Raw genomic sequence first — 25,983 nt, forward strand, 5'->3', positions numbered from 1 at the left:
AACATTCAGAAGCGACTTACATCGTTTGCTGAATATTCATGCATAGCTCACAGCCGTCTACGCTGTTGGGACATTCACAAGAACGAGGGACGGGTCAATGAAGGGAATGCTCCGCGCCACCTGGCTGCTGTTGCTGTTGTGTGCCAGCCAGGCCCACGCCGCTACCGCCCAGGAACAGGACGCCCAGGCCGCCAAGGCGCTGCTGGAGAAGGCTCTGGCCTACTACCACGACAACGGTGACAAGGCCTTCGCCGCCTTCAGTCGCCAGGGCGAGTTTGTCGACAAGGACCGTTATGTGTTCGTGGTCGATACCAAGGGCGTGCTGCTGGCCAGTGGCGGCCCGTCATCGGCGTTGATCGGGCGCGACGTGTCCGAAGTGCTCGGCCCGGACCTGCGCCAGTCCTTCAAGGAGGCGCTGAAAATCCCGGAAGGCAATGGCATCCAGCAGGCCGAATACCGCTGGCAGAACTGGAACGATGGCAAGGTTGAACGCAAGCATGTGTTCTACCAGCGCATCGGCCAGCGCATCCTCGCCGTCGGCTATTACCTGCCCCGCGCCACGCCCGAACAGGCCAAGGCCCTGCGGGACAAGGCGGTCAAGGACCTGGAGAAAAACGAAGCGGGCACCTTGAAGGCAATCAACGCGCTGCAAGGTGGCTTCCTGCAGGACGACCTGTATGTGTTCGTGGTCGACCTGGATACCGGGCGCTACGTGGCCCATGGCACCAACCTGCGCCTGATCAACACCGACTTTGCCAAGGTCAAGGACCCGGACGGCAAGCCCGTGGGTGAGCCGATCCTGGCACTGATGAAGGAGCAGGGTCAGGGCGAATATGAGTACCGCTGGAAAAACCCGGTGACCGGCAAGGTGGAAGACAAGCATGCCTACCTGCGTAAAAGTGGGCATTTCCTGGTGGCGGTGGGTTACTACAGCCCATAAAGCGCCCGCGCTAAAGAATCCCCGTGGCGAGGGTGTAGTCCCCTCGCCACGGGCGGGGTTCGCGCTTAATTGAGCGTCCTGGGTCGAAGCGTTTATCGCGCCTTGTCCTCACGCCCACGCAACAGGTGGTTGGGCATGGCAATCGCCGCCGCCAGCCCCAGCAGCGACACTGCCGCACTGATCATCAATAAATGCCGGAACGTACTCAGCAACTCCCCACGCAAGGCATCCTGCGCCGGGCCGGGCGCGGCATTGAGGCCATCGAGCAGGACGTTGCCGGAACTGCCTTCAGCCATCATCGAGCCACCGGCCAGATGGGCAATACTCGAATCCTGTAACAACGCCAGCAGCAAGGCCGACATGCATGCCACGCCGACCGCGCCACCCAGGGAGCGGAACAGGTTGGTGGTGCTGGTGGCGACGCCAATGTCGTGTTGGGCCACCGAGTTTTGCGTGCCCACCAGGGATGTCGGGAACTGCATGCCTGAGGCAATGCCACTGAGCACCATGAACAGGCTGCTCAAGACCAGGGACTGGGGTGCGCTGAAGGCCATGCCGAGGATCGCAATCGGCGTGAGCACTGCCCCGGCCAGGATCATGGGTTTGTAGCGCCCCGTCACCGAGGTCATGCGCCCGGCGAAGAACGCGCCCATGGGCAAGCCCATCGCCAGCGGCAGCAGGTGCAGGGCGGCGCTGTCGGCGCCGGCGCCCGTGACGCTCTGGTAGCGCAGGGGCATCAGTACGATCAGCGAGATGGCCTGGAAACTGGTGAAGAAAATCGTGCACCAGCACAGCACCGCGCTGCGGTTGGCGAACAAGTGCATGGGCAACAACGGCTCCCGCGCCCGGCGCTCGTGCCAGACAAACAGCGTCAACGCCACCAGGGCACACGCCAGCAGGCCCAGCACTTGATCATCGCGCCAATGATGGCCCTGGCCGATTTCGGTGATGCCCAGCAACAACGCCGTCAGGCCAACGATCATCAGCAGCGTGCCAAGGTAATCGATGATCGGCTTGCGCTGTGGCACCGGCAGCCCCACCAGGGTGCGATGGGCCACCCACCAGGCGCCCGCGCCCAATGGCAGGTTGATCAAAAACACCCAGCGCCACGACAGGTACTCGGTCATATAGCCGCCCAGCACCGGCCCGGCCACGCTGGCGACGGCGTACATGCTGCTGAAGTAACCCTGGTAACGCCCGCGCTCGCGGGGTGGGATGATGTCGCCGATGATCGCCTGGCTCACGGAAATCATCCCGCCCGCACCAATGCCCTGGAGGATACGCGCCAGCACCAGTTGTTCCATGCTTTGCGCCATGCCACAAAACAGCGAGGCGACGGTGAACAGGCCCATGCCGATCAGCATCATGGGCCGGCGCCCGTACAGGTCGCCGAGCTTGCCGTAGATCGGCACCGCCACCGTCATCGCCACCATGTAGCCGGAGATGACCCAGGCCAGCAGGTTGACGTCGTTGAACTGGGCGGAAATGGCCGGCATCGACACCGCCACGATGGTCTGGTCCAGGGCGCCGAGGAAAATCGCCAACATCAGCGCGGCGAGGACACTGCGTACAGAAGGTGTGGGTTGAGTCACGGCAGAACCTGCAGGCAAGGCCACGGAAAAAGAGGCCCGCGGCAATGCCCGTCATGTTACTCGATAGCCAGCTATTGGATAGCTTCGTAGGGAAGTCCGACGTAATTTTCTGCAATGGTTTTACGCCCGGCCTCAGACTCGACAAAGTACTCCAGCTCACTCTGGGCGATGCGTTGGCTGAAGCCATCCGCCTCGGGAAACTGGTGCAGCATCGAGGTCATCCACCACGAAAACCGCTCGGCCTTCCAGATACGGCGCAGGCAGATCTGTGAGTATTTTTCCAGCAGCTCCACGCGCCCTTCCCGGTACACCTTGCACAGGATCGTAAACAGGGTGCTGACATCACTGGCCGCCAGGTTCAGGCCCTTGGCCCCGGTGGGCGGCACGATGTGGGCGGCGTCTCCCAGCAGGAACAGGCGCCCGTACTGCATGGGCTCCACCACGAAACTGCGCAGCGGGGCGATGCTCTTTTCGATCGACGGCCCGGTGACCAATTGCGCCGCCAGATCCGTGGGTAAGCGCGCCTTGAGTTCATCCCAGAAGCGCTGGTCGGACCACGCGTCAATCGACTCCTGGGCCGGCACTTGCAGGTAATAGCGGCTGCGGCTGGACGAACGCATGCTGCACAGGGCAAAGCCGCGCGGGTGCTTGGCGTATACCAATTCGTCGTGGACCGGCGGGGTGTCGGCAAGAATGCCCAGCCAGCCGAAGGGGTAAACCCGCTCGAAGGTCTTGAGCACGTCGCTGGGGATCGACTGGCGCGCCACGCCGTGGAAGCCATCGCAACCGGCGATGTAGTCACAATCCACGCGTACCTGCTGGCCTTGATGCTCGAAGGTCAGCCAGGGCCGCTCGCCCTTGAGGTCGTGGGGTTGTACGTTGCGTGCTTCATAGAAAGTGATGGCGCCGGCCTGCTCGCGGGCGGCCATCAGGTCGCGGGTGACTTCGGTCTGGCCGTAGATCATCACGGTCTTGCCGCCGGTCAGGGATTTCAGGTCGATGTGTTGCAAACGCCCATTCAGAGCCAGCTCGAAGCCTTCATGCACCAGGCCTTCGGCGTCCATCCGCTGGCCGACGCCCGCCTGGCGCAACAGCTCGACCATGCCCTGCTCCAGCACCCCGGCGCGAATCCGCCCCAGTACATAGTCCGGGGTCTGCCGCTCAAGAATCAGGGTTTCAATCCCGGCGTTGTGCAGCAACTGGCTGAGCAGCAGCCCCGAAGGACCGGCGCCGATGATGGCGATTTGGGTTTTTAGCGTTTTCATTATTTTTATGACCCGCCTGCTTCCCCCGAACGTAACCGGTGAAAGCGTTGTCAGTGGTTTTGGTACTGGCATTTTTCCCTTGAGTGACCGCCACAAGAAGGTGAAAACTGAGCCAAAGCCTGCGCTTTTCGCCAATCGGGGCGATTACCGAACCACTGTCCTGAGTATCGGATAAAAACATGACCAAAAATGCCAGCCCCGCGATTCCAGTGTTCAAACTCTACGGGGAAAGCCAACAGTGGCCGACGCCAGACTTGCTGCACTGTGAAACCATCTCCCGGCGCAGCCGTGAGTACCAGTGGGAGATCCAACCCCACCGGCATGCGGACCTGTGCCAATTGCTCTACGTGTACAAGGGCCAGGCGCAACTGGAGATCGAGGGCCAGCGCACGACACTGACGCAGTCGACCCTGCAGGTGCTGCCGCCGCTGTGTGTGCATGGGTTCCGGTTTTCCGAGGATGTCGAAGGATTTGTGGTGACACTGGCCGCGCCACTGGTGGCGCACCTGCAAGGCCAATTGGGTTCGGCGGTGGACGGCTTGAGCGCCCTGGGCAGCTACCCGGCGGGCCAGGACAGTGACTATCTCAATAGCCTGTTTACGCGGTTGCAGAACGAATACAGCGACGACTTCCCGGCCCGGGACATGATGATGCACGCCCTGGTCAGCGTGCTATTGGTGTGGATCAGCCGCCAGGCCATCCAGCGCCGCCATCCACGGGCCCCACGGGGCCGTGAATACTTCCGGCGGTTCACCCAGTTGGTGGAGCAGCACTACCGCGAACACCCGAAAATCGAAGACCTGGCGCACAAGCTGGGGATCTCTGTGTCGCACCTCAACGGCACCTGCCGCGAATTGGGCGGGCAGCCGGCCTTGCAGATCATGCATGACCGTCAGTTGCTGGAGGCCAAGCGCCTGCTGACCTACACCAGCATGACCATCAACGAAATGTCTGAGGTTTTGGGGTTTTCAGATCCGACCAACTTTTCACGCCTGTTCCGACGACGCGTGGGGTTTTCACCCAAGGCATTTCGCGAACAGCTGAACGCGGCGCCTAACGATGGCGTGTCAGCGCAGAGCGCTCAACGTCGCTGAGTAGGTGCATTGCCCATGGTTGCAACTCGCGGCCATGCTCGGTTGCTGGCGGGCCTGTTCGGCGCGGTAGGCGGCGGTGCCGTACAGGGCTGTGGCGAAGGCGCACAGGGCAAAGATCATCAGGTACTTTCTGGTTTTGATCGTCATGGCGGTGACCTCCGGACAGATCAAGAAGGTGCTGTCTTAAGCATAGGTCAGCCAGGGCGAGTTGCCAGTATTGACGGGTATTCAGGCGCCTTATCGGCCCTACAGCCCCGCATCCCATTGCGGCTCGGGCGGGAAGCGCAATACCAGGAAATCCAGAAGGCTGCGCAAGGCCTGCGGCATGTGCTTGCGCGAGGCGTAGACCGCGTACATGTTCATCCGCCGGGGCTCGGCATGGGGCAGCAGGCGGATCAGTTGCCCGCTGCGGATGTAATCGCCGGCCTGATAGGTCGGCAACATCGCCACCCCCGCGCCGGCCAGGGTCAGCCGTAGCAAGGTGCTGGCCTCATTGGCGCTGATATTGCCGTGCACCGGCACCGACACCGGTTCGCCATCCTCCTCGAAATGCCACAGGCTTTTGCCGAAGTAAGAATGGGTCAGGCAGTTATGCCCCGCCAGTTCCTCTACCCGCTGGGGTTGCGGGTGTTCCTGCAGATACGCCGGCGAAGCGCAGATCACCGAGCGGCATACCGTCAGTTGACGGGCGATCAGGTTGGGATCCAGGTCATTGCTGGTGCGGATCGCCAGGTCAATGCGCTCATCCACCAGGTTCACCGTGCGATCGAGCATCTGCAGGTCAATGCTGACCAACGGGTAACGCTTGACGTAATCGGCCATCGCCTCGGCCAACTGCGCCTGGCCAAACGAGGTGCTGACACTCAGGCGCACCAGGCCACGGGGGGCGTCGTCCGGTTCGCTGACGGCGGCCTGCATGTCGCAGGACAATTCCAGCATCTGCCGGCATCGTGGCAGGGTTTCGCTGCCGGCGGCGGTCAGGCTGAGCTTGCGGGTGGTGCGGTGCATCAAGCGTGCGCCGACCCAGTCCTCCAGCTCCGCCAGATAACGCGACACCACAGGGCGCGACAGGTCCAGGTGATCGGCGGCGGCAGATTGGCTGCCCAGGTCGACCACGGTGACAAACACCCGCATTGCTTGAAGACGATCCATGATTTGCCCGATTTCAGAAACAAACTATGTTCCAGCATCGCATTTTTTGCTGCGTTCAGTGCAACTAAGCTCTGTCCATCGCCTGCCAAGGCACCCCTGACCTGGACCTGAACATGCTCACCACCCTCAAGCGCTTTGTATTGGCCACTACCGTTCTCGGCTTTGCCGCCCACGCCGTCGCCGCCGACCTCACCCTCGATGTCTACAACCCGGGCGAATCGGCGATCTTCCCTGTCAGTTCGGTGCTGGTCAGCGGCGAGAAAGACGCGATCCTGGTGGACGCGCAGTTTGGCAAAGGCCAGGCCGAACAACTGGTGCAGAAAATCCGCGCCAGCGGCAAACAACTGACCACCATCTATATCAGCCATGGCGACCCAGACTACTACTTCGGCCTCGACACCCTAGCCAGCGCCTTCCCCCAGGCCAAGATCCTCGCCCCGCAGCCCGTGGTCGACCATATCAAGGCCACCGTTGCCGGAAAGATCGAATACTGGGGTCCGAAAATGGGCGACGACAAGCCGGCCAAAACCATTATTCCCCAAGTCCTCGAAGGCCATAGCCTGACGCTTGAAGGGCAAGCACTGGAAGTGATCGGCCTGGACGGCCCGCAGCCGGATCGCAGCTTTGTCTGGATCCCATCGATCAAGGCCGTGGTCGGCGGCGTGGTGGTCTCGCAAAACATCCACCTGTGGATGGCCGACACCCAGGGCGCGAAATCCCACGCCGATTGGCTGGGCACCCTGCAACGTATCGAAAAACTCAAACCGGTCACCGTGGTACCCGGTCACTACCTGGGCACACCTTCGGCCAAATCTGTCGCCTTCACTGCCGACTACATCAAGGCGTTCGACGTAGAGACCGCCAAGGCCAAGGACTCCACCGCACTGATCGCGGCGATGAAAAAACGCTACCCGCACCTGGCCGATGAAAGCTCCCTGGAACTGAGCGCCAAAGTCGCCAAGGGCGAAATGAAGTGGTGAATTGATCCAACCCTTACCCACCCTGGAGAACGTCATGAGCAAGATTGCAATCATTGGTGCCACCGGCCGTGCCGGTAGCCAACTGCTGGAAGAAGCCCTGCGTCGCGGCCACACGGTCACTGCCATTGCCCGTAACACTGGCGCTATCGCGGCGCGTCCCGGCCTGACCGTCAAACAGGTCGACGCCCTGGACGCGGCAGCTCTGCAACAGGCCATCAGCGGCAGCGACGTGGTGATCAGCGCCGCGCACTTCGCCACCCTGCCCGCGGCCGCGGTGCTCGGCCCGGTAAAACAGGCCGGCGTAAAACGTTTGCTGGTAGTGGGCGGTGCGGGTTCGCTGCTGTTGCCGGGCGGCGGGCGGGTCATCGACAGCGAAGGTTTCCCTGCCGAATACAAGGCCGAGGCCAGTGCGGGTGCGGTGTTCCTCGACACCTTGCGCCAGGAAAAGACGCTGGACTGGACCTTTCTTTCGCCCTCGGCAGAGTTTGTCGAGACTGAGCGCACCGGCACGTTCCGCCTGGGCCAGGACGACCTGCTGGTGAGCAGCGAAGGCCGTAGCTGGATCAGCTTTGCCGACTTCGCCATTGCGTTGATCGATGAAGTGGAAACACCCAAGCATTCGCGCCAGCGTTTCACCGTAGGCTACTAAACACACGCTCTGTGGCGAGCGGGCTTGCCCCGCGCGGCATGAGTATCTACACAACTCTTTGATGGTTCTTTGGGTTGTGTACATATCCGTTGCTGCGGTCACGGCGGCTATGGGTTCCGCCCTGACAGCCGACCTGATCGGTGAGGCTTACGCGTATACCTGTGGGAGCTGGCTTGCCTGCGATAGCGGTCGATCAGTCAATATATTTATCGGCTGATCGACCGCTATCGCAGGCAAGCCAGCTCCCACAGGGGAATGCAGCTCCGCGTTCTGGCGTTGCTATTGCTCTGCTTTTGATCTGGCTTTTGATCTAAGGCGCCCCGTTAAACCACGATGGCCGCAGGCAGGTATTGCGCAGTGGGCACCCCGGCAGGATGCCGGGGTAGCCGCGACACGGCCATGGATGGCCGATCGCGGCGGGCCCACGGAGCAATGCCTGACTGCGGGCATGCCGAGCCTAGGCGAGGCACCGAGTGGTGGGGCAAGAGCGTTTTGCTTACTTTTGCGCTGTTCAAAAGTGAGCCGCCGTAAGGGCGGAACCCATGGCCGCCGTTACCGCAGCAATGGATATGCCCCCTACATCAGCCCAAAACCCAGAGCCCAGAAGTATCAGAGAGTTGTGTAGATACTCATGCCCGCGCGGGGCTGCGCAGCAGCCCCACAACCAGTCTCTGCGCAATACCTGATTGGGGGCGCTACGCGCCCCAACGCGGGGCAAGCCCGCTCGCCACAGGTCAGGTGTGCAATCGACAAAGCAGCGCCTGTTTTTTCAATAGCCCCTGCGACTTTCTCATTTGCCCCCCGCCCTGGGTGGCCGCCTAATAGCGACCTTGTCCGCTCAAGGCCCGCCCATGGAAAACGTCCACGCTAAACCCACCACCGCCCTCTGGCTGATGCTCAGCGTTGTGCTGGTGGCCCTGAACCTGCGCCCGTCCATGGCGGCGGTCGGGCCTTTGTTATCGTCGATCCGCGCCGATGTACCCCTGAGTTTCAGCACCGCCTCGTTGTTGACCATGCTGCCAGTGATGGCAATGGGCTTGGCGATGTTCTTTGGCATTGGCCTGGGCAAACGGTTGGGTGAGCATCGCAGTATCGTGCTGTCGCTGGTGGTGATTGGCCTGGCCACGCTGTCGCGGTTGTTTCTCGACTCTGCGGCCGAATTGATCCTCAGCGCCATTGCCGCCGGCGTGGGCATTGCGTTGATCCAGGCGTTGATGCCCGCGCTGATCAAGTCGCACTTTCGTGACAATGTTTCGCTGTTCATGGGCCTGTACGTCACCGCGATCATGGGTGGTGCAGCATTGGCGGCATCGTTCTCGCCGTTCATCCAGGTGCAAACCGGCAGTTGGCGCATCGGCCTGGCAATCTGGGCGGTGCTTGCGGTATTGGCGCTGCTGTTCTGGTACGCCCAGCGCGCAGCGTTGCCACCCCTGCCCCCAGCCGGCGCCGGCCCCCAGGAGTCATTTTTCGGTAATCGCCGTGCGTGGTTGCTGGCGATTTTCTTCGGCCTCGGTACCGCTTCCTACACCTGCGTACTGGCATGGCTGGCGCCGTACTACGTCGAGCAGGGCTGGAGCGAACAAAACGCCGGGCTGCTACTGGGCTTCCTGACAGCCATGGAAGTGGTGTCCGGGCTGATCACCCCGGCCATCGCCAACCGGCTGCAGGACAAGCGCGGCGTAGTTGCCGTGTTGCTGGTGCTGATCATCGCGGGCTTCTGTGGCCTGATCCTCTCGCCGCAGCACCTCACATTACTGTGGCCGTGCCTGCTGGGCCTGGGCATTGGCGGGCTGTTCCCCATGAGCCTGATCCTGTCGCTCGACCATCTGGACAACCCACGCCGCGCCGGTGGCCTGACGGCATTCGTGCAGGGCATCGGCTACCTGATTGCTGGCGTATCGCCGCTGATTGCCGGGATGATCCGCGACCAACTGGGCAGTTTCGAGTGGGCCTGGTGGTCGCTCACCGCCGTGGTGGTGGTGATGTTACTGATCGTCCTGCGCTTCGACCCACGCCACTATGCACGGCATATCCGCTAGGGCGTCGTGTTCCAAACAGTATCTGTCCCACAATGAACATAGAAAGGTCCGACAGACCTTTCTATTGGTACGAGCGTTCCGTTAACATTTTGTCTTGTTTGCGCTGCGGTCGCGCAACAGACTCACGGACGGAACGAATGCTAAACAGCAACTTGCTTAGAAAGCTCGATATGCAGGACCTGATGGTGTTCATCGCGGTGTATGAGCAAAGCAGCGTCACCGATGTGTCCGAAACCCTGTTTGTCAGCCAGTCCACCGTCAGTTACAGCCTGAAGAAGCTGCGCACCAGCTTCGAGGACGACTTGTTTATCAATACCCGTGCCGGCATGCGCCCGACCTACAAGGCCAGCACCATGTATGGCCATGTGCAGAAAATCCTCGAAAGCATCAACCTCTGCCATGCGGGTGCGCAGACGTTCGACCCCAAGCAAAAAACCGTCACCTTCAACCTTTGTGCGCCCGAGTACTTCGAACAACTGATCCTGCCCAGATTGTTGAAAGACTTCGATCATGCCGACCTGCCGGTGATCGTCAACGTGCAGAAGCTGGAAACCGAGATTCCCATCGAAGCGCTGCGCGACGGGCGCCTGGACCTGGTGATCTGCTTCGGCCCGCACTTTCATCGCGAGCACAAGGACCTCAGGACCGAGATGCTGCTGGAGGACGACCTGGTCTGCGTCTTCGACAAACGCGCCGCCCCGCGCGAGCCGGCGTTCAGCCTGCAGTCCTTTGTGGCACGGCGCCATGTATTCCCCACGCCCTGGACCTCGGACACCAACATGATCGACGGCTGGCTGGCCCGCCAGGCCCACAAGCGCCAGGTCATCGCCCGCGCCAACAGCTACAGCGCGGCGCTGAAGATGATTGCCGGCACCGACTTCATCGTCACCCTGCCCCGACGTGTGCAGCAGTTGCTGGCCGTGGAGCCGCAGTTTGGCCACTGCGAGGCACCCAGCGGCCTGCCGGGGTTTACCCTGGATATGCAATGGAACGACGCCAGCGAGCAGGAAAGCGCCAACCTGTGGTTTCGGGAACAGGTGGCCAGAGCCGCAGCAAGCCTCAAGCTGGAAGCGCTGAAAGAAGCCCATGCATAGCGTGCAATCCAACGTTCTCAGCCCTTCATAAAGGCTTCCAGCCGTGAGCGCATCCAGCGCTCGGCGGGGTCGCTGTCAACGTGGCTGAGCCAGACCATAGACAGGTCCAGGGTCGGCGTATCGAACGGGAACGGCTCGCAAAACAGGTTGCCCGCCGCCGCCATGGCCTGGGCCGCATAGTCCGGCAGGCTGGCGATCATATCGGTGCCGGCCAACAACGCCGGCAAGGAGCTGTATTGCGGCACGGATAACACTACGTGCCGCTTGCGACCGATCTCTGCCAGCCACTCATCGGCAAAACCCGCGACATTGGCGGTGTGGGACACCAGCACATGGGGCCGTGAGCAATATTCATCGAGGGTCAGCGGCTGGTCCGAGGGATCGGCGCGTAGCACGCTGGGGCGGATATGGCGCAACAACTTGCGCTTGGCATTGGCCGGCAGGCCGCGGGTCTGGGTGATGCCCACGGTAATATCGCCCGCTGCCAGCAAATCCGGGATGCGCCAGTAATCCACATGCTGCACCACAAATACCACCTGCGGCGCTTCGGTGCGCAGGGCACGCAGCAGCGGTGGCAACAGGCCGAACTCGACGTCATCGGACAGGCCGATGCGAAAGGTCATGGTGCTGACAGACGGGTCGAAATCATGGGTAAGACTCAACGCCGCCGACAGCGAATCCAGGGCCGGCGACAGATGCAGGATAAGTTCCTCGGCCCGCGCCGTGGGTTCCATGCGATGGCCGACGCGGATAAACAGCGGGTCGTTGAACAACGTGCGCAGGCGGTTGAGGGCGGCGCTGATCGTCGGCTGGCCGAGAAACAGCTTCTCTGCCGCGCGTGTCACGTTGCGCTCGAGCATCAGCGTTTCAAACACCACCATCAGATTGATATCGGCCTTGCGTAATTCATTGCGATTCATGGCACGCGCACCACAGCCCAAGACAGCCGGCAGTTTAGGAACACAGCGGGCCCTGCGTCTATGTGCAGACTATCCAAGCCAAGGGTTTGGGACTATAAATCAGCTTCCACGGCAACCGAGAACATCACCGTGCTGGTCATTCTTGTCCTGGCTGTTCTGATGGCCGGGATGTGCATCTGGTCCATCAAGTTCATCGCCCACCCTACCGCCAGAACACTGTTGCGGGTATTTGTAGGGTTGTGCCTGGCCGCTATCGTTGCGTACCTGGTGCTCGCGTCGGGGTTTCCTACGACCTTGCTGGTATCGGCAGGCATTCTTTAATCGCCATCTCACTCAAGCATGGAGCGCTTAACCATGAAATTCGCCTACACCATCGTCTATGTGCCCGACGTCGCCGCGTCCCTGCAATTTTTTGAAAACGCCTTCGGCTTCAACCGACGTTTCCTGCATGAATCAGGCACCTATGGCGAGCTGGATACGGGTGGCACCACCTTGTCCTTTGCGGCCCATGAGCTGGGGGAGATGAATTTTCCCGGCGGGCACGTGGCAGCCCACAGCTCGAAACAACCACTGGGCATGGAGTTGGGGTTTGTCACCAATGACGTGCCGGCCGCCCACGCCAAGGCGCTAAGCGCCGGTGCAAGCGAGCTGACGGCGCCAAGCAGCAAGCCCTGGGGCCAGGTGGTGTCGTATGTGCGTTGCCCGGATGGGACGCTAGTGGAACTGTGTACGCCGATCCAAGGCTGACACGCACCTGGCAAGCCGGCTGTTGCCGTCAGGGTTTCAGCGGACGCTCCTGATCGCGCTCGGACAGTTCCGTACCATCATCCGGGTGCTTCCAGGTCTGTGGCTTCTCTTCCTCGCGACGCTGCCGGGCGCGCTCCTGCTGCGTCTCGTCGTGCGGCTTGGGTTCATTGTTCATACCGTCCTCCCGTCCTTAAGATTGAGTCCCGCTTAAGCAGCATAGAACAGCAAACGCATTTCTTGCGGGCAGCGACCGCTGCAACTATGCAACTGGTTGCATATTAAAATTCACCCTGCTAATTTCTCCTCGCCGGGTACCCGACCCCCGATCCGATTGGAGCCGCCATGACTCTCCCCGCTGTGTTGCAAGGCCGTCTTTCGATTCCAGTGGTGTGTTCGCCGCTGTTTATTATTTCCAGCCCGCAGCTGGTAATCGCCCAGTGCAAGGCGGGCGTGGTGGGTTCGTTCCCGGCGCTGAATGCACGGCCGGCACCGGTGCTGGAGGAGTGGCTCAAACAGATCACGACCGAGTTGGCCGCGTACGATGCCCTGCATCCGGACAAGCCTTCTGCGCCATTTGCGGTCAACCAGATCGTGCACAAGTCCAATGATCGCCTCGAACACGACCTGGCCCTGTGCGCCAAGTACAAAGTCCCGATCATCATCACGTCCCTGGGTGCGCGGGTGGATGTGAATGACGCGGTGCACGCCTACGGCGGCATCGTGCTGCACGACGTGATCAACAATACCTTCGCCAAAAAAGCCATCGACAAAGGCGCCGACGGCCTGATCGCCGTGGCTGCGGGTGCCGGTGGCCATGCGGGGAAGATTTCGCCCTTTGCGCTTATTCAGGAAATCCGTGAATGGTTCGACGGCCCGCTGCTGCTTTCGGGGGCCATTTCCCACGGCAATGGAATTCTCGCCGCGCAGGCAGCAGGTGCGGACCTGGCCTACATAGGCTCGGCATTTATCGCCACTGAAGAAGCCCATGCCCAGGCGGCCTACAAGCAAATGATTGTCGAGAGCTCGGCCGATGACATTGTGTACTCCAACCTGTTTACCGGCGTGCATGGCAATTACCTGCGCCAAAGCATCGCCAACAGCGGCCTGGACCCGGATGAACTACCGGTGTCCGACCCTTCGGCAATGAATTTCGGCACCGGTGAGGGGGCCAAGGCCAAGGCATGGAAAGATATCTGGGGCGCAGGCCAAGGTGTAGGCGCGGTCAAGTCGGTACTGCCGGCGGGCGGTTTGATCGAGCGGCTCAAGGGCGAGTATCAAGCCTCACGTAAACGCCTGGACCTCAGCGCGACTCATTAACGAAGAACAAAAGTGGGAGCTGTCGAGCCCCGGCGAGGCTGCGATGGCGGTGGGTCAGGCGACATCTTTGGTGCCTGTGTTGCCGTCATCGCAGCCTCGCTGGGGCTCGACAGCTCCTACAGGGATTGGCGCTGGGTCGGGGATTTCAGTCTGGGTGGAGATCAAGGGTGGGAGCTGTCGAGCCCCGGCGAGGCTGCGATGGCGGTGGGTCAGGTGACATCTTTGTTGCTTGTGTTGCCGCTATCGCAGCCTCGCTGGGGCTCGACAGCTCCCACAGGGGATTGGCGCTGGGGCGGGGATTTCAGTCTGGGTGGAGATCAAGGGTGGGAGCTGTCGAGCCCTGGCGAGGCTGCGATGGCGGTGGGTCAGGTGACATCTTCGGTGCCTGTGTTGCCGCTATCGCAGCCTCGCTGAAGCTCGACAGCTCCCACAGGGATTGGCGCTGGGTCGGGGATTTCAGTCTGGGTGGAGATCAAGGGTGGGAGCTGTCGAGCCCCGGCGAGGCTGCGATGGCGGTGGGTCAGGCGACATCTTTGTTGCTTGTGTTGCCGCTATCGCAGCCTCGCTGGGGCTCGACAGCTCCTACAGGGATTGGCGCTGGGTCGGGGATTTCAGTCTGGGTGGAGATCAAGGGTGGGAGCTGTCGAGCCCCGGCGAGGCTGCGATGGCGGTGGGTCAGGCGACATCTTTGGTGCCTGTGTTGCCGTCATCGCAGCCTCGCTGGGGCTCGACAGCTCCCACAGGGATTGGCGCTGGGGCGGGGATTTCAGTCTGGGTGGAGATCAAGTTTGGGAGCTGTCGAGCCCCGGCGAGGCTGCGATGGCGGTGGGTCAGGCGACATCTTTGGTGCCTGTGTTGCCGCTATCGCAGCCTCGCTGGGGCTCGACAGCTCCTACAGGGATTGGCGGTGGGGCGGAGTCGAACCCTGCCTGGCCTCACGCCTCAATCAATGGCAATAACTCCTCCGCCCAGGCCAGCCAGCTTTCTTCGAGCATGATTCCGCGCCGCAGCACCACGTATTGCAGGCGCTGTGCGTGGGTCAACGACGCAGACGAAAAGTCGCGCTGTTCAATCTGCCGATATGTCTCAAGCATGGCCTGGTGTTGCTTGAACAGGCGCAGCACTTCCTCACGCAGGCCCAACGGCCCGATGACCGCCTCGGCACGTAGCTTGATCAGCAGTGCCTGGCTCTGGTCCCCCGACTCTTGCGGCTCGCTCGCCCAACGCTGCAACTCTTCGCGCCCCGCAGGTAGCACCTGGTAGATTTTTTTGCGCCGCTTGTCGGCCTCGGGACAGTCCTGCGCCATGAGCCAGCCGGCTGTGACCATGCGCCCCAGCTCACGATAGATCTGCTGATGGGTGGCCTGCCAGAAGTAACCAATGGAGCGATCAAACCGGTTGGCCAGCTCATACCCCGTCGAGGGTTTTTCCAAGAGTGAGGTCAGGAGTGCGTGTTGGATGGACATGGGGCGCAGTCTATCTCCGTGGTTCTGGAGCGGGCGAGCATGAAGTCGATGAACGTCGATGTCGCGCGAGTGTGGTGGTGGTCGGGCATGTAGAGCATATACATGTTGGTGCCGAAGATGCTCAGACGCCAGGCGTCCAGTGCGGTAACCAGCGTGCCCTGGCGTACGTCGTCCTGCACCAGGTAGTCCGGCACCAGCCCTACACCCAGCCCGGCCAATACGGCTTGGCGCAGGAACAGAAAGTTCTCTGAAATCAGGGTGGGCTCCAGCAGTACCTCATGGCGCTCATCGTCCAGGTACGCAGCAACGCGCAATTGTCGGCCGACCACCGCCGCGGTAATCAGCGGCGCGGTGCGCAAGTCGCTCAGTTGTCCGGGCACGCCATGTTCCCGGGCATAGGCCGCCGAGACGCAAGCCACGTAGCGCAACACGCCCATGTCCCGAGCTACCAGGTTTTGCGGCGGCTCGGACATGACCCGTACTGCGATATCCACTTCATCGCGCATCAGGTCTTCGACGCGATTTTCGAACATCACATCCAGCACGATCCCCGGGTACAGCCGCTTGAAGTCCAGCAGCCAATCGGCCATCACCCACTGCCCGTAACCGCTGGGCACACTCACCCGCACCCTGCCCTGCAAGCTCTGGCCCAGCGATGAGACCGACTCTTGCGCCGCCAGCAGTTCATTGCGAATGGCCCGCCCGTGCTCATACAGACGCAGGCCGATCTCGGTTGGCTCAATGCGGCGCGTCGTGCGCCGCACCAGTTGCAAACCGATCGACTGCTCCAGGCGGCTGAGGTGGTAGCTGATATTGGCCCGGCTGACTTTAAGTCGCCGTGCGGCCTCGCTGAGGTTGCCTGCATCGATGATTTCGACCAGCAAGGTAAGCGACTTGAGGTCCATGGGGATCACTGTCAAAGAATTTTGAACAGCCTGTCAATCAGGGCTGTGATTGTCAATGAAGCTTTGCCTTCCGATAATCCTTGGAATAACCAGCCACTGAGCACAACAGGTGAAACCATGGGTGAACCGATTCTTGTGGGGCGTGAAGGTGCTGTCCTCGTGCTGTCCAATAACAACCCCGCCGCACGTAATGCACTCACGCCCGAGTTCTATGCCGCATTGCCCCAGGCCCTGGCCCAGGCCGAGGCAGACCCCTCGATTGGCGCCGTGGTGCTGACCGGGGTTGGCGGCCATTTCTGCGCCGGCGGCGATCTGCATCGGCTGGCATTGCGTCGGGCCATGACGCCGGCGGAGCGCCGGGGCAATCTTGAAGGCCTGCATGACCTGATCCGCGCGCTCCAAAATTGCAGCAAGCCGGTGATTGCCGCCGTCGAAGGCGCCGCCGCCGGCGCCGGCCTATCGATTGCGTTGGCTTGCGACATGCTGGTCGTGGCGCGTAACGCGGCGTTTTCGGTGGCCTACGTCAAGGTTGGCCTCACGCCCGATGGTGGTGCCACGGCGTTCCTCGCCGAGTTTGTTTCGCGCCAGGTACTGACGCAACTGTGCCTGACAGGTGAGCGTATCAGCGGTGAACGCTTGCATGCCTTGGGCGCGGTCAATGCGCTGACCGAACCCGGTGACGCGCTCCCGACAGCCATCACCCTGGCAACCCGGATTGCCGCTGGCCCACAGCGAGCAATGGCACGCATCAAGACCCTGTGCCGCCAGGCCAGCCGCACGACCCTGGAACAACAGCTGGAGCTGGAGGCCAACCATATGGTGGTGTCCATGGGGGACGATGAAGCTGCCGAAGGGATTGCCGCATTCTTTGAAAAACGCCCCGCAGACTTCAACGGCTTACGAATAACCGATCAATAGTTCCGCATAGCGAAACACGATTCCATATATTTGACATGCAACCGCATTGCGTGCAAATCTCCAGCGAGATGGCACCGCCATACCGCCCGCATATCGATTAACCCAGACTCATAACAATAGGGTTTTAGAATGTTCAACCGTCACCTGCCCCATTGGCCGGAGGGTGCGCCCCACCACCTGACACTGCCGGATACCAGCCTGTTCTGTAACCTGGAAATCTCTGCCCGGCGTTATCCGCAAAAGACCGCGATCATCTACTACGACACCCTCATTACCTACGCCCAGTTGCTTGATGAGGTCGAGCGGCTGGCCGGGTATTTCCAATCCCAGGGGGTCAAGCGCGGCGACCGAGTCCTGTTGTTCATGCAGAACTCGCCGCAGTTCATCATCACCTACTACGCCGCGCTGCGCGCCGATGCCATGGTGGTACCGCTCAACCCCATGAGCCGCGCCAGCGAGCTGGAACACTACCTGCACGATACTGACGGCGAGATCGTCGTCTGCGCCCAGGATCTCGCGCCGTTTGTCACGCCGCTGCTCGGCCGCTTCAAGCTGCGCCACGTATTGACCACGGCCTACTCCGAGTACCTGCGTACACCCACCGACCTACCCCTGCCGCCCGAGTTGCTGGCCCCGGTTGAAACGGCAACGTTGCCGGGTGTGACACGCTGGCAGGCCGCCCTCGATTGCGGGCAACGCCCCGGCCCCCACCTGAGTGACGCCGACGATCACTGCGTGATGCCTTATAGCTCAGGCACCACCGGCGTACCCAAGGGCTGCCTGCATACCCATGGGTCGGTGATGGCGACAACGGTGCACCGCCAAGCCTGGACCAACCGCAATTGCGAAGACGTGGTGCTGACCACCCTGCCGCTGTTCCATGTCGCCGGTATGCAATCGTCGATGAACGGGCCGATTTTCAGTGGCGCCTGTGTGGTGGTCATGACCCGCTGGAACCGTGAAGTCGCCGCACAGTTGATGCAGCGATATCGCGTCAGCAACTGGTCCAATATCGTCACCATGGCCGTGGATTTCCTGACCCAGGACGGGCTCGACTGCTATGACCTGTCGAGCCTCAACTACATTGGCGGCGGCGGCGCGGCGATGCCCGGCCCGGTCAAGGACAAGCTCAAGCAGTTGCTGGGCCTGGACTACATCGAAGGTTACGGCATGACCGAAACCATGGCCGCGACCCATATGAACCCCAAGGCGCGCAGCAAATCCCAATGCCTGGGCATTCCGGCGTTCGACGTCGACTCGCGCGTGATCGACAGCACCACCGGCCTGGAGCTGGCGCCCCACGAAGTGGGCGAAATTGTCTGCCGGGGCCCGCAGGTGTTCAAAGGCTACTGGCGACTCCCGCAGGACACCGAAAAAGCCTTTATCGAACTGGAAGGTAAACGCTTCCTACGCACCGGCGACCTCGGCTACTACGATGAAGACGGCTACTTCTTCATGGTCGACCGCATCAAACGCATGATCAACGCCTCCGGCTACAAGGTCTGGCCTTCGGAAGTCGAAAGCCTGATGTACCGCCATCCGGCGATCAAGCAATGCTGCGTCATCTCCTCCCCCGACGCACGCCGAGGGGAAGCGGTCAAAGCCCTGGTGACCCTGCACCCCGGACAACAGGACACCACGGCCAGCGACATCATCGAGTGGTGCAAGGCCAACATGTCGGCCTACAAAGTCCCCGTCACCATTGAGTTTCGCGAGCACCTGCCGCAATCCGGTGCCGGCAAACTGCTCTGGCGCCAATTGCAGGATGAAGAATGGGCCGCCCACACCCCCTCCGTTACTGGCACAGGAAGCTGATTGATGTCTGACGCCGTTATTGTCTCCACCGCGCGTACCGCCCTGGGCAAATCCTACCGGGGCGCCCTGAACAACACCCACAGCATCGACCTGGCCGGGCATGTGATCCAACAGGCCGTTGCCCGTGCCGGAATTGATCCAGGGCTGATTGAGGATTTGATCCTCGGCGCGACGTTCCAGGAAGGTGCCCAGGGCAAGAACATGGCACGCCTGGCGGCCATCCGTGGCGGGTTGCCTACCACCACCGCGGGTTTGTCGATCAACCGTTTTTGCAGCTCGGGGCTGCAAGCCATCGCCCTCGCGGCACAACGTATCGTGTCGGAAAAAGTCCCGGCGATGATCGCCGGCGGCGTGGAATCCATCAGCCTGCTGCAAAACGACAAGCTCAATACCTATCGCAGTCAGAACCCCTGGCTGCTGGAGCACAAACCCGAGCTTTACCTGTCGATGATTGAAACCGCCGACATCGTTGCCCATCGCTACAACATCAGCCGCGAGGCCCAGGACGAATACGCCCTGCTCAGCCAGCAGCGCACCGCCGCGGCCCAGGCCGCCGGTTTGTTTGATGCCGAGATTGTTCCTTTCACCACGCACATGCTGGTCAAGGACAAACACAGCGGCGAGGTCAGCGAGCAGCCCGTCACCCTCACCCAAGACGAATGCAACCGGCCCTCCACCACCCTGCAAAACCTGGCCCTGTTGGAGCCGGTGCGCGGAGCCGGGCAATTCATCACGGCGGGCAATGCCAGCCAATTGTCCGATGGGGCATCGGTGTGCCTGGTCATGGACAGCCTCTACGCCGAACGCAATAACCTCGAGCCGCTGGGGATTTTCCGGGGTTTTGCCGTGGCCGGCTGCGAGCCGGACGAAATGGGCATTGGCCCGGTCTATGCCATCCCGCGCCTGCTCAAGCGCAACGGGCTGAAGATCGACGATATCGACCTGTGGGAGCTCAACGAAGCCTTCGCTTCGCAGGTGATCTACTGCCGGGAAAAGCTTGGCATTCCCTTGGAGAAGATGAATGTCAACGGCGGCTCCATCTCCATCGGCCACCCTTATGGCGTCACCGGCTCACGCCTGACCGGCCATGCCCTGATCGAAGGCAAACGGCGCGGCGCCCGATATGTGGTGGTGACCATGTGCATCGGCGGCGGGCAAGGCGCTGCCGGGTTGTTCGAGGTGGTCTGACGCAGAACCCGCGTGCGGAGCTGCATCTGTGTGGGAGCTTGCTCGCGAAAGCGGTGGGTCAGTCAGAATCTATTTTTCTGACCCGCCGCCTTCGCGGGCAAGCCCGCTCCCACAGGGGATCTGTGCCAGGCGCAGAGTCTTTGGCCACCCATCACATGGGGGAGCTGGCTTGCCTGGGCTACACAACTTTCAAAAACTGACGACTCACCCTGTGGCAAGCGGCGTTCCGACAAGCCCGCTCGCCACAACAAGTCCACATTTGCATGCGGTGGTTTCAGTCAAGCCGTTCGATCACGCAGGCAATGCCCTGGCCAATCCCGATGCATAGGCTCACCAATGCGTAGCGCCCTTGTTGGCGCTCCAGGCTGCGCAAGGCGGTCAGGGCCAAGCGGGCACCAGAGGCGCCCAGCGGGTGGCCGATGGCGATGGCACCGCCCTGGGCATTCAAGCGTGGGTCGTCGAAGGCCAGGCCCAACTCCTTGGCGCACCCCAGTACCTGGGTGGCGAAGGCTTCGTTGATTTCAATCACGTCCATATCCGCCAGGCTCAGCCCGGCACGCGCCAAGACTTTGCGAATCGCCGGTACCGGCCCCAGGCCCATCACCCGTGGTGCGACCCCCGCGACCGCACCGGCCACGATCCGTGCCCGTGGCTTGAGCCCGTGACGCTCACCGATAGCGCGGTTGCCCATAATCAGCGCCGCCGCGCCATCGTTGATCCCCGAGGCATTACCTGCCGTGACCACGCCGCCCTCGAACAGCGCACCCAGACGGGCGAGCGCTGGCTCATCGGTGCTCGGCCGTGGGTGCTCATCGGCGACCACCGCCTTGGGCGGCAACTTGCGCCCCTGGGGCACCAGGACCTGCAGCAGTTCCTCCTCGTAAAAACCCTCGGCCAGCGCCTTGGCATACAACGCCTGGCTGCGCGCCGCGAACGCATCACTGTCGCCACGGCTGATAGCCAGATCGTGCGCAATGTTATCGGCGGTCTGCGGCATGCTGTCGGCGCCGAATTCGGCCTCGATCCGCGGGTTGGGAAAACGTGCACCGATACTGCTGTCAAAAACCTGGAACGCCCGGGAGAAGGCCGCCTCGCTCTTGCCGACAACAAACGGCGCACGGCTCATGCTCTCGGTGCCGCCGGCGATAAACAGCTGGCCTTCATCGCACCGGATCATCCGATTCACATCCAGCACCGCCGCCAGCCCCGAGCCGCACAAGCGGTTGACCGTCAAGCCACCGGTGGTCAATGGCAAACCCGCGAGCAATGCCGCATTGCGGGCGACGTTGCGCGCATCTTCACCGGCCTGGCAGGCACAGCCCGCCACGACGTCTTCGTAGTCCTCGGCAGCGAACGGGCTACGCGCTACCAGGGCGCGGATGACCTCACCCAGCAAGTCATCGGGGCGCACGCTGGCCAAGGCGCCGGCGCTGCGGCCAAAAGGTGTACGCAGGCCATCATAGATATAAGCAGACATGGTTATTGCTCCTGCACGGCAGAGGGTTGATCGGGAGTTTGCAGGCTCAGGCCCAACTGGACCCGGCGACGCAGCCAGGGGCTGGGACGGTAGCGCGGCTCCTCATAGCAGCCTTGAATGCCACGCAGCACCGCGAGGATTTTGTCGGCGCCATAGAACTCGGCGAAGGCCAGTGGGCCGCGCGGATAACCCAGCGCCAGCATCACCGCGCGATCGAGGGTGGCCGGGGTGGCGATGCCGCGCTGGACGATTTCCGCTCCCAGGTTGGCCACGCTTGCAACTACCCGCTGGATGATGAAACCGGGTGAGTCATTGATCACTTCCACCGGTACCCCGTTGCTGCCCAAGGCCTGAACCGCCTGGGCTTCGAATGCCGGGTCCAGCGCAGGCTGGCGCATCAGCACCAGGCGTTTGGAGAAGTCGCAGAAGGTGTCCAGGGCCAGGGTGCGCTCGGCGGGCAACCCCTGGCGCGCGATCACGCTGCTGGCATCTTCCCCCAGCGGGGTGATCAGGCAGATCGCATTGGCCGAGGGTTGAGCGGCCTCTTCGAGCATCGCCCCACCGGCGCCGAGCAAGGCTGACACTTCACCCCTCACCTGCGCATCCTGGCTGTCGAGCCAGAAGCTGCGGTCAACCGACACATGCGCGCGTTGGGGCTGCGGCGAACGCAGTTGCTGGCCATCGACATAGCGGTAAAAACCATGCCCATCACTCTTGCGCCCCAGCAAACCTGCGGCCACCCGCTGGGCCGCCAGGTAAGACGGGGTATAACGCGGATCACCATAAAACTGCGCGTAGATCGACTCCATCACGCCATGGGAGATGTCCAGGCCGGTGAGGTCAAAAAGCTCGAACGGCCCCATGCGAAACCCCGGGCCATCGCGCAAGATGCGGTCGATCTGCTCGAAATCGGCAATGTTCTCGCCAAGGATACGCAACGCTTCAGTGCCATAGGCACGACCGGCATGGTTGACCAGAAAGCCCGGCGTATCTGGGGTCTGAGCCGCAAAGTGACCAGCCGCCTCGGCCAGCGCACACAGGCGCTCCACCACCTGCACCTGGGTACGTTCACCGCGCACTACCTCGACGATCTTCATCAGCGGTACGGGGTTGAAGAAGTGAAAACCGGCAACCCGCTCGGGGTGTTGGCATCCGCTGGCGATCTGCGTGACGGACAGCGACGACGTGTTGGTAGCCAATACCGCGCTCGGCGCAACGATGGCTTCCAACTGGCGAAACAGCCCTTGCTTGGCCTCCAGGTTCTCGACGATGGCTTCGATCAACAGATCGCAACCGGCCAAGGCTTCCAGGCTGGCAGCAGGCTGCATGCGCGCCAGCGTCTGCGCCAACTGCTCGGGGCTGAGCTTGCCCTTGGCCACCTGGCGCTCCAACAGGTCCTTGTTAAAGCTCAGCGCCTGTTCGACCGCTTCAGGGCGCACGTCATACAGCAGCACCTCACAGCCTGAGGTTGCAAACACCTGAACAATGCCACGGCCCATGGCGCCGCTGCCAATCACACCGATACGTGAAAACATGGTTTCTCCGATTTTATGTTTCGCTGTGCAGAACCTAATTCCGTATTGACTAGAATACTAATTATTGTCAGGCTCAACTTCAATCTAAAAAAGGCTCTTTGCGGAACATACCGTGCATAGCAAGTGCCGCCGTTCACCCCATAACAAAAAGAGAACACACCATGACCGTCTCACCACCCGCCGACCTGCAAGGCCTGTTCAGTGGATTCGCCGCGTACCTGGGCCTTGATCTGGTTGAATACGGCCAGGCGCAAACCGTCATCGCGCTGCAGGTGCGCCCCGAGCATCTCAACCAGGCCGGCAACCTGCACGGCGGTGTGATTGCCGCCATGGCCGACGCGGCGCTGGGCATGTGCGGCACCTGGAACATCGACCCGGACCTGTGGCGCTTGTCCCTGACCCTGTCACTGAACATCAACTACATGGCTCCCGCCCCCGCAGGCAGTCGGGTTCGGGTCATCGCCCGGGTCCGGGGCGGCGGGCCGAAAATCTACATGGCCGCGTGTGATGTGCTCGATGCCGAGGACCACCTGTTGGCCAGCGCCGAAGGTGTGTTCAAGCGTAGCCGCCTGCGCCGCCCGCCCGCGTGAAGCTGACACGCCTGCTGCCACTGGCCCTGCTCTGCGAACTGGTTGCCCTGGGCACGCGTACCAGTGCGTTCAGCCTGATCGCGGCGCTGCTGTTCGGATTGTTTTTTATCCGCCACTGGCAGTCGCTCATGCCCTACCCTCGGCGCCTGGGCCTGGCAACGCTGGTGTTGCTCGCGATCTGGCTGGTCAAGGCCCCGCTGGATCTGCCCGCCGTCCAGCGCATGAGCAGCGCTGGCGCCTATTACGCAGCGTTCATTGGTGGATTGGGGCTGATGGGCTGCCTGGTCAAGCGCCTGCCGGCACTGCGGGAGGTGCATGGTTTTCTGTTGCGTGGACCACATTCGCTGCTCTATCCGCGCTATCTGCTGGCCGCATTGGGACTGGGGTCAATCCTCAGTTTCGGCATGCTCAACCTGATGTGCTCGACCCTGCACAGCTACCTGCAGCCGTTTGCGCCGGATCATCCGGGCCGGCGTGATGGCCAGCGCGGCGTGCTGACCGCTGCCATTCGCGGTTTTGCCCTGGTGCCGTTGGTTGCGCCGACCAGTATTGTCGTGGCGATCATCACCCGTGAAGTGCCGAGCCTGGCCTGGGCCGACCTGCTGCCTTACGGGGTGATCGCCACGGTGCTGCTCATGCTCATTGGCGCACGCACGGAAAACCGCCACTTGCAGACCCTGGTCGACGAATCACCCGAAATCCCCGCCGCGTCTCTCAACCCGCTGGCGCTCGGCACCGCCGTGGGCATCGGTGCAATTGTGGCGCTGGCCAGCCTGAGTTGGCTGAACATCACCCAGGCATCGCTGATGGTGGTGCCGCTACTGGTCAGCGGCTGGCTGTTCCTCGAAAGCCCGCGCAAGGCCTACGACGAATTGGCCGAGCATCTGGCGGGCATGCGTAATGAGATTTTTATATTTGGCTGTTCGGCACTGTTCGGTGCGCTGTTCAATCAACTGGTTTCCCTGGAGCAGGTGGTGCCGTTGCTCGGTGGCTCCTCTCAGGTTTTCTGGGTGCAATGCATGGCGTTGCTGGGCGTGGTGGGGCTCGCCCTGGTCGGTATTGCGCCGATTATCACTCTGAGCATTTGTGCCGGCTTGCTGGCCCAATTGCAGGTGGCCGGCGTCAACCCACTGGGGCCTGCCGTCAGCCTGGTCTGCGCGTTTTCCCTGGCGATGCTGCTCTCGCCCTTTGGGCCTGCGGTGCTGATCCTGGCGCGCACGGCTGGCACCTCGGCGTGGACGATTGTCCTCACCTGGAATGGCCGTTTCGCGCTGATCGCCATTCCGGTGTTGCTGGCCCTGTCGTGGGTCGTGCAATGGTTCCACTAGCGGAACAGGATTCCGCTATGCTGCCACTTTGCGCGACTATATAAGTCGTTGCATTGAAATCGCGACGGTTACTGCCCACACTGCCGGGCATTATCGACTAACCTCTTCCACTGCCTGTCCGCTGCCCACACGAGCCTCCATGACTGAAGAAATCGAAACGCCCGAGAACGAACCCAAGGACCGGAAATTCGTCGAAGCCCTGAGTCGCGGTCTCGAAGTGCTGCGCGCGTTCACCCACGGCAACGTCACCCGTGGCAACCAGGACATTGCGCGGATTACCGGCTTGCCCAAGCCCACGGTTTCGCGCCTGACCTACACCCTGACGCAGCTTGGCTACCTGAGCTACAACCAGGACGTGGAAAAGTACCAACTGGACTCGGGGGTGCTGGCCCTGGGTTACGCCTACGTCAACAACCTGCGGGTACGCCAGCTGGGCAAGCCGCTGATGGACGAGTTCGCACGGCGCACCAACACCACCGTTGGCCTCACCTGCCGCGATCGCCTGTCGATGATCTACGTGGAAAGCTGCCGCCCACCCGACGTCGCCAGCCTGCGTATGGAAGCCGGTGTGCGCCTGCCGTTGAGCACCACTGCCGCAGGTCGCGCCTACCTGGCCGCCACGCCGGAAAACGAGCGGGCGCATCTGATCGGCGAAATAGCCAAGAAAGCCGGTGACGAATGGCCGGCCCTGGAGATCTCGTTGAATGAATCGTTCCGCGAGTATGAAGAGTTCGGTTTTTGCCTGTCCCTCGGCGAGTGGGACCGCAACGTCAACGCCGCAGGTGTTCCGCTGCGCCTGGCCGACGGCAGCATCATGGCCCTGACCTGTGGCGCGCCGAAGTTCCAGCTGCCTACCGACACCCTGCAAAGCTCCCTGGCACATCAACTGGTGATGTTGGCCAGGGACATCGAAAGCCTGGGCGCCTGATCGCCATTGCTCATGCAGGCGCGCAACTGATCGCGCCTGCATGA

25 protein-coding genes are annotated in these 25,983 nt (G+C 61.9%); 15 read left to right on the forward strand and 10 right to left on the reverse strand.

Annotated features, from left to right (window positions below):
• Window positions 1-97: 97 nt before the first annotated feature.
• Complete coding sequence (locus HKK57_RS02730) at window positions 98-940, forward strand: cache domain-containing protein (RefSeq protein WP_029292325.1); 843 nt, start codon at window positions 98-100, stop codon at window positions 938-940.
• 92 nt (window positions 941-1,032) lie between these two features.
• On the opposite strand, the gene HKK57_RS02735 is transcribed toward HKK57_RS02730, so the two are convergent.
• Window positions 1,033-2,550 carry an MDR family MFS transporter gene (locus HKK57_RS02735; protein ID WP_029292324.1) on the reverse strand — a complete coding sequence of 506 codons (1,518 nt, stop codon included), beginning with the start codon at window positions 2,548-2,550 and terminating at the stop codon, window positions 1,033-1,035.
• A 53-nt stretch (window positions 2,551-2,603) separates the two neighbouring features.
• Window positions 2,604-3,797, reverse strand: a complete 1,194-nt coding sequence (pobA, locus tag HKK57_RS02740) for a 4-hydroxybenzoate 3-monooxygenase (RefSeq protein ID WP_169389746.1) — start codon at window positions 3,795-3,797, stop codon at window positions 2,604-2,606.
• A 179-nt stretch (window positions 3,798-3,976) separates the two neighbouring features.
• Here pobA and HKK57_RS02745 point away from each other — a divergent pair, with 179 nt between their 5' ends.
• Window positions 3,977-4,891, forward strand: coding sequence for a helix-turn-helix domain-containing protein (locus HKK57_RS02745; RefSeq protein WP_070995095.1), 915 nt, complete (start codon window positions 3,977-3,979; stop codon window positions 4,889-4,891).
• On the opposite strand, the gene HKK57_RS02750 is transcribed toward HKK57_RS02745, so the two are convergent.
• Both HKK57_RS02750 and HKK57_RS02755 read right to left on the reverse strand, forming a co-directional pair.
• Complete coding sequence (locus HKK57_RS02750; RefSeq protein ID WP_169389747.1) at window positions 4,865-5,038, reverse strand: hypothetical protein; 174 nt, start codon at window positions 5,036-5,038, stop codon at window positions 4,865-4,867. The two genes, HKK57_RS02745 and HKK57_RS02750, sit on opposite strands and share 27 nt — an antisense overlap.
• A 99-nt stretch (window positions 5,039-5,137) precedes the next feature.
• On the reverse strand, window positions 5,138-6,043 hold the full coding sequence (locus HKK57_RS02755; protein ID WP_029292321.1) for a LysR family transcriptional regulator: 906 nt from the start codon (window positions 6,041-6,043) through the stop codon (window positions 5,138-5,140).
• A gap of 113 nt (window positions 6,044-6,156) precedes the next feature.
• Here HKK57_RS02755 and HKK57_RS02760 point away from each other — a divergent pair, with 113 nt between their 5' ends.
• The 4 genes from HKK57_RS02760 to HKK57_RS02775 all read left to right on the forward strand — a co-directional run bounded on the left by HKK57_RS02760 (window position 6,157) and on the right by HKK57_RS02775 (window position 10,805).
• Entirely contained in the window at window positions 6,157-7,023 is an 867-nt protein-coding gene (locus HKK57_RS02760; protein WP_029292320.1) for an MBL fold metallo-hydrolase, read from the forward strand.
• 34 nt (window positions 7,024-7,057) lie between these two features.
• The gene (locus tag HKK57_RS02765) at window positions 7,058-7,672 is read left to right on the forward strand and encodes an NAD(P)-dependent oxidoreductase (RefSeq protein ID WP_169389748.1); all 615 of its coding nucleotides are present in this window, start codon (window positions 7,058-7,060) and stop codon (window positions 7,670-7,672) included.
• An 851-nt stretch (window positions 7,673-8,523) separates the two neighbouring features.
• Window positions 8,524-9,711: a cyanate transporter gene (locus tag HKK57_RS02770; protein WP_029292318.1), complete on the forward strand. Its 1,188-nt coding sequence runs from the start codon at window positions 8,524-8,526 to the stop codon at window positions 9,709-9,711.
• Between the two features lie 137 nt (window positions 9,712-9,848).
• Window positions 9,849-10,805: a LysR family transcriptional regulator gene (locus HKK57_RS02775; RefSeq protein WP_169389749.1), complete on the forward strand. Its 957-nt coding sequence runs from the start codon at window positions 9,849-9,851 to the stop codon at window positions 10,803-10,805.
• Window positions 10,806-10,822: 17 nt separating this feature from the next.
• Here HKK57_RS02775 and HKK57_RS02780 read toward each other — a convergent pair whose 3' ends face one another.
• Window positions 10,823-11,725 (reverse strand): LysR substrate-binding domain-containing protein, encoded by a 903-nt coding sequence (locus HKK57_RS02780; RefSeq protein ID WP_029292316.1) that lies wholly within the window; start codon window positions 11,723-11,725, stop codon window positions 10,823-10,825.
• Window positions 11,726-11,854: 129 nt separating this feature from the next.
• On the opposite strand from HKK57_RS02780, the gene HKK57_RS02785 reads away from it, so the two are divergent.
• Entirely contained in the window at window positions 11,855-12,046 is a 192-nt protein-coding gene (locus tag HKK57_RS02785) for a hypothetical protein (protein ID WP_169389750.1), read from the forward strand.
• Between the two features lie 33 nt (window positions 12,047-12,079).
• Window positions 12,080-12,472, forward strand: a complete 393-nt coding sequence (locus HKK57_RS02790) for a VOC family protein (protein WP_029292314.1) — start codon at window positions 12,080-12,082, stop codon at window positions 12,470-12,472.
• A 28-nt stretch (window positions 12,473-12,500) separates the two neighbouring features.
• Here HKK57_RS02790 and HKK57_RS02795 read toward each other — a convergent pair whose 3' ends face one another.
• Window positions 12,501-12,647 carry a hypothetical protein gene (locus tag HKK57_RS02795; RefSeq protein WP_166647833.1) on the reverse strand — a complete coding sequence of 49 codons (147 nt, stop codon included), beginning with the start codon at window positions 12,645-12,647 and terminating at the stop codon, window positions 12,501-12,503.
• A 167-nt stretch (window positions 12,648-12,814) separates the two neighbouring features.
• Here HKK57_RS02795 and HKK57_RS02800 point away from each other — a divergent pair, with 167 nt between their 5' ends.
• Window positions 12,815-13,789: an NAD(P)H-dependent flavin oxidoreductase gene (locus HKK57_RS02800; RefSeq protein WP_092234328.1), complete on the forward strand. Its 975-nt coding sequence runs from the start codon at window positions 12,815-12,817 to the stop codon at window positions 13,787-13,789.
• Window positions 13,790-14,724: 935 nt separating this feature from the next.
• On the opposite strand, the gene HKK57_RS02805 is transcribed toward HKK57_RS02800, so the two are convergent.
• Window positions 14,725-15,255: a PadR family transcriptional regulator gene (locus tag HKK57_RS02805; RefSeq protein ID WP_029299045.1), complete on the reverse strand. Its 531-nt coding sequence runs from the start codon at window positions 15,253-15,255 to the stop codon at window positions 14,725-14,727.
• Complete coding sequence (locus HKK57_RS02810; protein WP_070996410.1) at window positions 15,231-16,160, reverse strand: LysR family transcriptional regulator; 930 nt, start codon at window positions 16,158-16,160, stop codon at window positions 15,231-15,233. Before HKK57_RS02810 ends, HKK57_RS02805 begins: the two co-directional genes overlap by 25 nt.
• 117 nt (window positions 16,161-16,277) lie before the next feature.
• Here HKK57_RS02810 and HKK57_RS02815 point away from each other — a divergent pair, with 117 nt between their 5' ends.
• The 3 genes from HKK57_RS02815 to HKK57_RS02825 all read left to right on the forward strand — a co-directional run bounded on the left by HKK57_RS02815 (window position 16,278) and on the right by HKK57_RS02825 (window position 20,081).
• The gene (locus HKK57_RS02815; protein WP_169389751.1) at window positions 16,278-17,078 is read left to right on the forward strand and encodes an oxepin-CoA hydrolase, alternative type; all 801 of its coding nucleotides are present in this window, start codon (window positions 16,278-16,280) and stop codon (window positions 17,076-17,078) included.
• 129 nt (window positions 17,079-17,207) lie between these two features.
• Window positions 17,208-18,893: a long-chain-fatty-acid--CoA ligase gene (locus tag HKK57_RS02820; protein WP_169389752.1), complete on the forward strand. Its 1,686-nt coding sequence runs from the start codon at window positions 17,208-17,210 to the stop codon at window positions 18,891-18,893.
• 3 nt (window positions 18,894-18,896) lie between these two features.
• A complete protein-coding gene (locus tag HKK57_RS02825; protein ID WP_169389753.1) occupies window positions 18,897-20,081 on the forward strand; it encodes an acetyl-CoA C-acyltransferase in 1,185 nt (394 codons plus the stop codon).
• Window positions 20,082-20,355: 274 nt separating this feature from the next.
• Here the strand turns inward: HKK57_RS02825 and HKK57_RS02830 are convergent, their stop codons facing one another.
• Together HKK57_RS02830 and HKK57_RS02835 are read right to left on the reverse strand one after the other, a co-directional pair.
• Complete coding sequence (locus tag HKK57_RS02830; RefSeq protein ID WP_154906403.1) at window positions 20,356-21,558, reverse strand: 3-oxoadipyl-CoA thiolase; 1,203 nt, start codon at window positions 21,556-21,558, stop codon at window positions 20,356-20,358.
• 2 nt (window positions 21,559-21,560) lie between these two features.
• Window positions 21,561-23,093, reverse strand: coding sequence for a 3-hydroxyacyl-CoA dehydrogenase (locus tag HKK57_RS02835; RefSeq protein WP_169389754.1), 1,533 nt, complete (start codon window positions 23,091-23,093; stop codon window positions 21,561-21,563).
• 161 nt (window positions 23,094-23,254) lie between these two features.
• Here HKK57_RS02835 and HKK57_RS02840 point away from each other — a divergent pair, with 161 nt between their 5' ends.
• From HKK57_RS02840 to HKK57_RS02850, 3 genes are all read left to right on the forward strand, one after another.
• Window positions 23,255-23,683, forward strand: a complete 429-nt coding sequence (locus tag HKK57_RS02840; protein WP_169389755.1) for a PaaI family thioesterase — start codon at window positions 23,255-23,257, stop codon at window positions 23,681-23,683.
• Window positions 23,680-25,011, forward strand: a complete 1,332-nt coding sequence (locus HKK57_RS02845) for a hypothetical protein (protein ID WP_237150408.1) — start codon at window positions 23,680-23,682, stop codon at window positions 25,009-25,011. Before HKK57_RS02840 ends, HKK57_RS02845 begins: the two co-directional genes overlap by 4 nt.
• A gap of 139 nt (window positions 25,012-25,150) precedes the next feature.
• Window positions 25,151-25,939: an IclR family transcriptional regulator gene (locus HKK57_RS02850; protein ID WP_029299054.1), complete on the forward strand. Its 789-nt coding sequence runs from the start codon at window positions 25,151-25,153 to the stop codon at window positions 25,937-25,939.
• Window positions 25,940-25,983 lie beyond the last annotated feature (44 nt).

Source organism: Pseudomonas sp. ADAK21 (genome assembly GCF_012935735.1).
GTDB lineage: Bacteria > Pseudomonadota > Gammaproteobacteria > Pseudomonadales > Pseudomonadaceae > Aquipseudomonas > Aquipseudomonas proteolytica.